General features: G+C 24.1%; 7 protein-coding genes. 2 read left to right on the forward strand and 5 right to left on the reverse strand.

The window, feature by feature from the left end; translation table 11 throughout:
- Window positions 1-175 precede the first annotated feature (175 nt).
- The 4 genes from albA to BGI41_RS05565 form a co-directional block, all read right to left on the reverse strand.
- Window positions 176-448, reverse strand: coding sequence for a DNA-binding protein Alba (gene albA / locus BGI41_RS05550; protein WP_088539337.1), 273 nt, complete (start codon window positions 446-448; stop codon window positions 176-178).
- A 36-nt stretch (window positions 449-484) separates the two neighbouring features.
- Complete coding sequence (locus tag BGI41_RS05555) at window positions 485-2035, reverse strand: 2-isopropylmalate synthase (RefSeq protein WP_088539339.1); 1551 nt, start codon at window positions 2033-2035, stop codon at window positions 485-487.
- A 218-nt stretch (window positions 2036-2253) separates the two neighbouring features.
- Window positions 2254-2919: a PHP domain-containing protein gene (locus BGI41_RS05560; protein WP_088539341.1), complete on the reverse strand. Its 666-nt coding sequence runs from the start codon at window positions 2917-2919 to the stop codon at window positions 2254-2256.
- Between the two features lie 20 nt (window positions 2920-2939).
- Complete coding sequence (locus tag BGI41_RS05565) at window positions 2940-4001, reverse strand: DUF1786 domain-containing protein (protein WP_088539343.1); 1062 nt, start codon at window positions 3999-4001, stop codon at window positions 2940-2942.
- A 534-nt stretch (window positions 4002-4535) separates the two neighbouring features.
- Here BGI41_RS05565 and BGI41_RS05570 point away from each other — a divergent pair.
- Window positions 4536-5309 (forward strand): ParA family protein, encoded by a 774-nt coding sequence (locus BGI41_RS05570; protein ID WP_088539345.1) that lies wholly within the window; start codon window positions 4536-4538, stop codon window positions 5307-5309.
- 11 nt (window positions 5310-5320) lie between these two features.
- Window positions 5321-5782, forward strand: a complete 462-nt coding sequence (locus tag BGI41_RS05575) for an AAA family ATPase (RefSeq protein ID WP_088539347.1) — start codon at window positions 5321-5323, stop codon at window positions 5780-5782.
- A 241-nt stretch (window positions 5783-6023) separates the two neighbouring features.
- Here the strand turns inward: BGI41_RS05575 and BGI41_RS05580 are convergent, their stop codons facing one another.
- Complete coding sequence (locus BGI41_RS05580; RefSeq protein WP_088539349.1) at window positions 6024-7139, reverse strand: radical SAM protein; 1116 nt, start codon at window positions 7137-7139, stop codon at window positions 6024-6026.
- Window positions 7140-7417 lie beyond the last annotated feature (278 nt).

Here is a 7417-nt window from a genome sequence, read left to right on the forward strand (position 1 = left end):
ATTTATTTAAAATTACTTATTTAATGATTTTTTAAAATTAATTTTTGATTTTTAATTTATTAATACTTTAAAATTAGTTTTTTATATTTTTTAAAATTAGTATTTATAAAAAAAGATTTAATTAAAAGAGTAGTTTAATAATGTTTTCACATGAAAACATTATATTTAATCTAATCTATTTAATAATATGGATTGTAATACTTGAAACATTAGTAAATTTTCCATCTACGTTTTCAATTTTATCTGTAGCAGTTGTAATTTCACTAATATTTGATTCAGGTATGAATCTATTTCTTACAATCTCTTCAACATCTACTGCTCTACTAATTGCTCTTCCACGTGCTTTTAAGATTACTTCATTTTTTCCATTATTCATTTGAGTAACTACTGCTAATACATAATTCATTACTGGTTTACTACCTATATATATTATATTTTCTTCTGTCATTTTATGTCACCTTTGTTATTTTAATTAATTTAAAGATTAGTTTTCTTTGATTTCTTCTTTTCTAATGATTAAAAGTTTATTAATTGAATCTAATACTGCTTGTACACTTGCTTTAATGATATCTTCATTAGCTGCTCTTCCTGTTGCATAGTATCCATCATCATCACTAATTCTTACGAATACTTCACCAAGAGCATCAGTACCACCATTAATAGCATCAATGTGATATTGTTCTAATTCAATAGATGTAGTATCTTTAATTAATGCTTGAACTGCATTTAATGCTGCATCTACAGGACCTACACCAATTTCAGCAGTTTCTTTCACTTCATTATTAATTGAAAGTCTTACAGTTGCTGTAGGTGATACTGTATCTCCACTAGATACAGATAATCCTTCTAATTTTACAGCTTTTTCTTTTGCAGAGTTCATTTCATTAATTGCTAAAGCTTTAAGATCATCATCAGTAACAGCTTTACCTTTATCTCCTAATTCTTTAATTTTTCTAAATACATCATTGAATTGTTCATCATTTAAATGTATGTTATATTCTTTAAGTTTACCTTTAATAGCATGTCCACCACTTTGTTTACCTAAAACAATTCTTCTAGTTTGACCTACCATTTCTGGGCTAATAGCTTCATAGGTATTTGAATTTGCCATTACACCATGAACATGAATACCTGATTCATGTGCAAATGCATTTTTACCAACAATTGCTTTATTTGGTGGGATGTTTAAACCAGTAACTCTTGATACAAAGTCTGAAAGGCCGTATATTTTTGTTGTATCTACATCCATTGGATGGTTATATTCAACAATTAAATTCATAATAATCTCTTCAAGTGAAGCATTTCCTGCTCTTTCACCAATACCATTTACTGTTGCATGGAATTGATCTGCTCCAGCTTCAAGAGCCATTAAAGTATTTGCTACACCAAGTCCGAAATCATCATGGAAGTGAGTACTAATAGGTACTTTTAATTCTTGTTTTAAATCATAAATTAAAGTTTTTGCATCCATTGGTGTTAAAATACCTACAGTATCAGGTACATTTATAACATCAACTCCAGCATCTTCAACTGCTTTATAAACATCAATTAAATAATCCCATTCAGTTCTAGTTGCATCTTCTGCTGAAAATTCTACTTTTAAACCATGATCTTTACAATATTCTACTGTTTTTACAGCTTTATCTTTAACTTTTTCTTTAGACATTTTTAGTTTGTAGTCTCTATGAAGAGGACTAGTTCCTATAAATGTATGTACATAGTCAAGATCACTATCAATAACTGCATCTACATCTTTTAATACAGCTCGTGCTAATCCACAAATTGTACAATTTAATCCTAATTTTTTTACTGATCTAGCAGTTTCTTTTTCACCTTCAGATGCTATTGGAAAACCAATTTCCAATTTATCTACTCCAAGAGCATCTAATTTTTGTGCAATTTCAATTTTTTCGTCTACTGTAAGTGCTACTCCTGGGGATTGTTCTCCATCACGTAAAGTAGTATCGAAGATTGTTATTTTGTCTTGTAAATTCTCATATAATTGATCCATTTTATATATTGGTTTTCGTTTCATTTTTTTCCTCCGATATACATTTAGTTTATAAAAGTACAATTTGTTGTATTTTTATATAATTTACTTTCTAAATATCTATATTTAATATTATTGTTTTTAATTATTTAATTTATTAAAATGAATTTTTTAATTTATTTAAATTATTTTATTAAATTTTTTTAATAGCTTTTTTCATTGATTTATTTTTTAGATTTTAATTTTTTTTTACTTATTGTTTTTTAATTTGAGTTTTTGTATAATTTTCTTATGTGTTTATTAAATAAAAAGATGCTTAATTTTATGTTTGATGTTCCTTTTCCTAATGCTTTGGTTTTTCTATTTTTTATAGCTTTTAATATACTATCAATATCTTTTTCACAGTCTATTTCAGTATAACAGTCCATAATAAATTCTTTATAATGTGCATCACTAGAACCTATTTCTGCTATGTTTTTTTCTTTTGCAAGTTTTTTACCCATATAATTTGAGTATCCTAATATAAATCTAGCATTTTTTGATTCTACACCATCAATATTTAAATTTTTATTTTTATACTTACAAAATAGTCCATTTCTATAATAACAATAAGGATGCGGGACTATTGCTAATCCTCCTTGTTCATGTATACAATCTACAGTTTCTTCTGGACTTAATCCTTTATTTATTCTTTCTTCTACACCTAAACCTAAGATATGGCCATATTTTGTACTAATTTCTATTGAAGGCATAACAAATAAATCTTCATTTTTACATAGTTTTCTTGCTTCTTTATTTCCTTCTACTGTATTATGATCACTTATTGCTATAATATCCAATCCAAGACTTTTAGACTTTTTTATTATTTCTTTTGGAGTGTTTACTGCATCGCCTGAATAAGTACTATGTATATGTGGATCGAATTTCATTTTATCTTCCTTGTATTTAATCAGTTTTTATTATTTAATTGGTATTCTAATGATTTTATTAGTCCAATTGTACCTGTCATCATTACATCTCCACCAGGACATGCTTCATGATAATCTAAATTTGTATTTTCAATTAAACCTCTTTTTGGTCCTGTAACAATTACTTTTTCTATTTCTTTTATTGGATTTAGTATATGTGCTCCATGACCATGATCATTATATATTTCTTCATTTGTAAGTGTTCCATTAGCTAATTTTTTTATATATTTTTCTAATGATTCTTCTGTTAAATTTCTTGTATGATGTTCAAATATTCCTTGTATTTTTCCATTTTCTATTGAAGCTGTTGTTGTATGGCCATTTCCAATATCTGTAACTATATAACTGTTTAATTTTTTACTTTCATCATCATGACACATTCCACATATTGATGCGAATTTAGTATCCATTATTAATGCTGTGTTTTTAATTTCTATATTTGTTTTATTTTTTAATGTGTTTTCCACTGATTTCATTCTACTATAATATTCTGGTATATTTCCATACCATCCAAATTCTTCTGGTTTTAATGGTTTGTTTAATTTTTCTCTGATTTTTTCAAATCTGAAATTTCTATCTCCCATATCCTTATTATATCCATGGTCTTGTACTGCAACTGCAATATTATCAAATTTGAAATTAAGATCATATTCTTTTAAAAAATTAGATAATTTATCTATATCAATATCTGTAAGTTTTATTTTAGTGTAATCTTTATATTTATCTATATCTTCTTTATTTACTGTTTTTATTCCATAAGATTCAACTTGACTAAGATTATCTCTTATTGTTTTAGCACAGTGTTTTTCCATTACAACATCATAACCTTTTTCCATATGTTCTAATATTGCATTTTTTAATTTTCCTCCTCCCATTATTTCTCCATAGAAGTAGATGTTATTTTCTGTATTTCTTATTTTTTGTGCAATTAATAAGTGTGGAGATGGTAAAACTAATTTTATTGAGTTTTCAATTTCTTTTTCATTATCATAATAAATGATATCTTGTGTTCCAGTTCCTATGTCTATTGCTAATGTTTTCATTTTATCCCTTATTTCAATTAATTATTTGAAATCCTTATTTACTTATAAGTTATAAGTTATTTTAAATATTTTTTAATCTATATAGATTATACTTATTTTATTTTATATAATTTTTTTAAATTCATTCATTATAACTTATAAGTTATAATATTTTTTATTGTTTTTTTAGTAATTATCTTAATTTTTATAAGTTATAACTTATAACTTATATCCTCTAACATATTATTTATAAGATATAAATTACAATATATAAGAAATAAGTTAAACATAATAAGTGATACTTTTTAAGTTAAAATTTTTCACTTATACATTAAAATTTATAAGGATTAAGTTTTCAGATTTAAGTTTTAATTTATACTTTAGAATGTTTAATTAATAAGTTAGAATTTATAAGGGTTAACTTAGAAGTATTAAGTTTTAAGTTTAATTATTTATGATTAAATTTTAATTTTTAATTTTTTATCATATTTTTAATTTATATAAAATAACCGTTAAATTTAGTTTTTTAAAAAAATTATAGTTGTGAGTTTAGGCATGGGAGAAATAATAGCAATAATGAATCAAAAAGGTGGTTGTGGTAAAACTACAACTGTTGTTAATCTTGCAACATCTCTTGCAGTTATGGGTAAAGCTGTTCTTGTAGTGGATATGGATCCACAAGCTAATGCAACGACTAGTTTCGGTTTTAATAAAACAAAATTAAAACATACTATTTACTCTGCAATTAGTGGAGAGGTGTCTATTAAAGAAACTACTTTTCGTACTAGTATAAAAAATTTGTATATTATTCCAAGTAATATTTCTTTAAGTGGTGTAGGAGTAGAGTTAAGTAAATTAGATAATTATCATATAATTCTTAAAAATCTACTTAAAGATATTAAAGGTTACTTTGATTACATATTAATAGATCTTCCACCATCTCTTGGAATCATTACAATTAATGGTTTAGTTGCAGCAGATAGTGTTATAATACCTATTCAAGCAGAATATTATGCACTTGAAGGGGTTGCTGATTTAATTAATACAATTGATTTAGTTCAAAATAGACTTAAAAGTCCAACACCTATTAAAGGTATTTTACTAACTTTATTTGATACTAGAACTCGTTTAAGTAAAGAAGTATTTAATGAAATTAAGAAGTATTTTGAAAATAAAGAACATATATTTAAGACAATTATACCAAGAAATATTAAGTTAGCTGAAGCTCCAAGTTATGGTAAACCTTGTATTTTATATGATCAAGAAAGTAGTGGAGCTATTGCTTATTTAAAATTAGCTAAAGAAATTTTAAATTTAGAAAATGAATAAGGAGGTTTAATATGCCTAAAAAGAATAATGGATTAGGAAGAGGTTTAGATTCTTTAATTCCTTCAGATTTTTATGATGAAAATTTTGATAGTAATTTTTCAGAATCATTAGAAGATGTATTACATGATAAAGAGGAAAAAGAAGAAGAAACTGAAATTAAGGTTGAAGAAAAAGAAGAAGTAAAACCTAAAAAAGAAGATAAACCAAGTCCTATAAGTACTGAACCTAATACTGAGGATGACGAATCTAATGATTTAAATGATGATCTTGTTCAGCAACATGTAAATGAAGTTTTAGATATAGTTAAGAAAAATCCAAGAATTACATTATGGTCTGTTAGATCATCTGCTGTATTTAGATATTTAAGGAAAACAAAACCAGAGTTTAGTATTAGTAAAGAAGCATCATCTTTAATTGATGAAGCTGTTTCTAGAAAATATCCAGAAATCTGGGAATTGTTTAAAGATATTTAATTTTAATATTCTTTTATTTTTTTATTTTGTTTTAATTATTTTTTTGTTTTTGTCTCTTTTTTGTTTATTCTAATTATTTTTTTTATTTTGTTTTTATAATCTTTTATAGATTTATCTATTTATTTTAGTTTTTTATCTTTATAATTAAATTTTATTCTAAATTGATTTTTAATATTTTATTTTAAGATATTTATAACTTATAAGTTATAAGTTAATTTTTTAAAAAAATATAAAAATATAATTAATAATTATCTAAAGAGTTTTGATAGCTTCCTTCTAGTTTTATATAAGGTTCTGCTCTATTTGTAACTACACCTAATCTTTTTAAATCATCTATATTGTTAAATGGTTTTTTACGTCTTATATTGATTATTCTTCTTGCAGATTTTGTACCTATACCTGGAACTCTTATTAAATCATGATAATTTGCTTTATTGATTTCAATTGGAAATATTTCCATTTTTTTAGCAGCAAGTATTTTAGGGTCCTCGTTTAAGGATAAATTTCCATTTTCATCAAAGGCCATTTCTTTTGTTTTAAAATGATAATCATTTAAAAGAGCATCTGCATGATATAATTGGTTTGTTCTTTTTAAATTACATTCATTATTTTTTTCAAGTTCTGTTCCATTTATTGGAATAAATTCTGAAAAATATGTACGTCTTAAATCTGTTTTTTTATAGATAGATTCCATTCTTTTTAAAATTTCATCATCAGTTTCATTATTTGCACCTACTATTAATTGTGTAGTTGCACCTGATGGACAAAGTGTTTTATCTCTTTTAGCTATTTTATCTATCCATTTAAGTCTTTTTAGAATATCCTTATTATAATCTTTAGTACTTGATAATTCTGCTAAACCACTTGCACTTGCTGCTTCAATATTTATACTTACTCTATCTGCAAGTTCCATTGCTCTTTTTATTTGATCTTTTGATGCTCCTGGAATAATTTTTAAATGTATGTAATCTTGATATCCATAATCTTTTCTAAGTATATTACATGTATCTATTAAATTTTCCATTGTTTCATCTATTGAATGATTTACACCACTACTTAAAAATAGACCATTAACATATGCTTTATTATAATAATTAAGAAAAACTTTAGATAGTTCTCTTGGACTAAGTTCTAATCTTGTAAAATTTCTTTTAGAACAATTAATACAATATTTACAATCATTATTACATTTATTTGTTAATAATGTTTTAAAAAGTGGTATAGTACATCCATTTGCACCAGTAGCAGGATAAATTCCTGGAAGATTTACTTCTGATTTTTTTGATTTATTTTTAGAATCACATAAATCAAATTGTGCACTATCACTTAATATTTGTGTTTTTTTAAGTTTATCCATTTTAATCATTCTGTTAAAACAATTTTTAGATTTATACTTTTATTAATATCTAATTTATTTCTTATTTTATCTAATTGTATTAATATCTAATATTAATATAAAATTTTATTTATTATAATTTATTTTCTAAGTTATAATCTTTGTAATAAGTTTTATTTATTATAATTTTCTAAGTTTTAATGTTTCTATAAAATTTTATTTATTATAATTTATTAGTATCTTATAATCTTTGTATAAAATTTTATTCATTATTTTTTCTATTTATTATAGTTATAATG

This window comes from Methanobrevibacter sp. 87.7 (assembly GCF_002208625.1).
In the GTDB taxonomy this organism is placed as follows: Archaea; Methanobacteriota; Methanobacteria; order Methanobacteriales; family Methanobacteriaceae; genus Methanarmilla.

What these genes read in the sequence shown, in the direction of transcription:
- albA (WP_088539337.1), bottom strand. Translation starts at nt 448, where the DNA reads ATGACAGAAGAAAATATAATATATATAGGTAGTAAACCAGTAATGAAT.
- BGI41_RS05555 (WP_088539339.1), bottom strand. Translation starts at nt 2,035, where the DNA reads ATGAAACGAAAACCAATATATAAAATGGATCAATTATATGAGAATTTA.
- BGI41_RS05560 (WP_088539341.1), bottom strand. Translation starts at nt 2,919, where the DNA reads ATGAAATTCGATCCACATATACATAGTACTTATTCAGGCGATGCAGTA.
- BGI41_RS05565 (WP_088539343.1), bottom strand. Translation starts at nt 4,001, where the DNA reads ATGAAAACATTAGCAATAGACATAGGAACTGGAACACAAGATATCATT.
- BGI41_RS05570 (WP_088539345.1), top strand. Translation starts at nt 4,536, where the DNA reads ATGGGAGAAATAATAGCAATAATGAATCAAAAAGGTGGTTGTGGTAAA.
- BGI41_RS05575 (WP_088539347.1), top strand. Translation starts at nt 5,321, where the DNA reads ATGCCTAAAAAGAATAATGGATTAGGAAGAGGTTTAGATTCTTTAATT.
- BGI41_RS05580 (WP_088539349.1), bottom strand. Translation starts at nt 7,139, where the DNA reads ATGGATAAACTTAAAAAAACACAAATATTAAGTGATAGTGCACAATTT.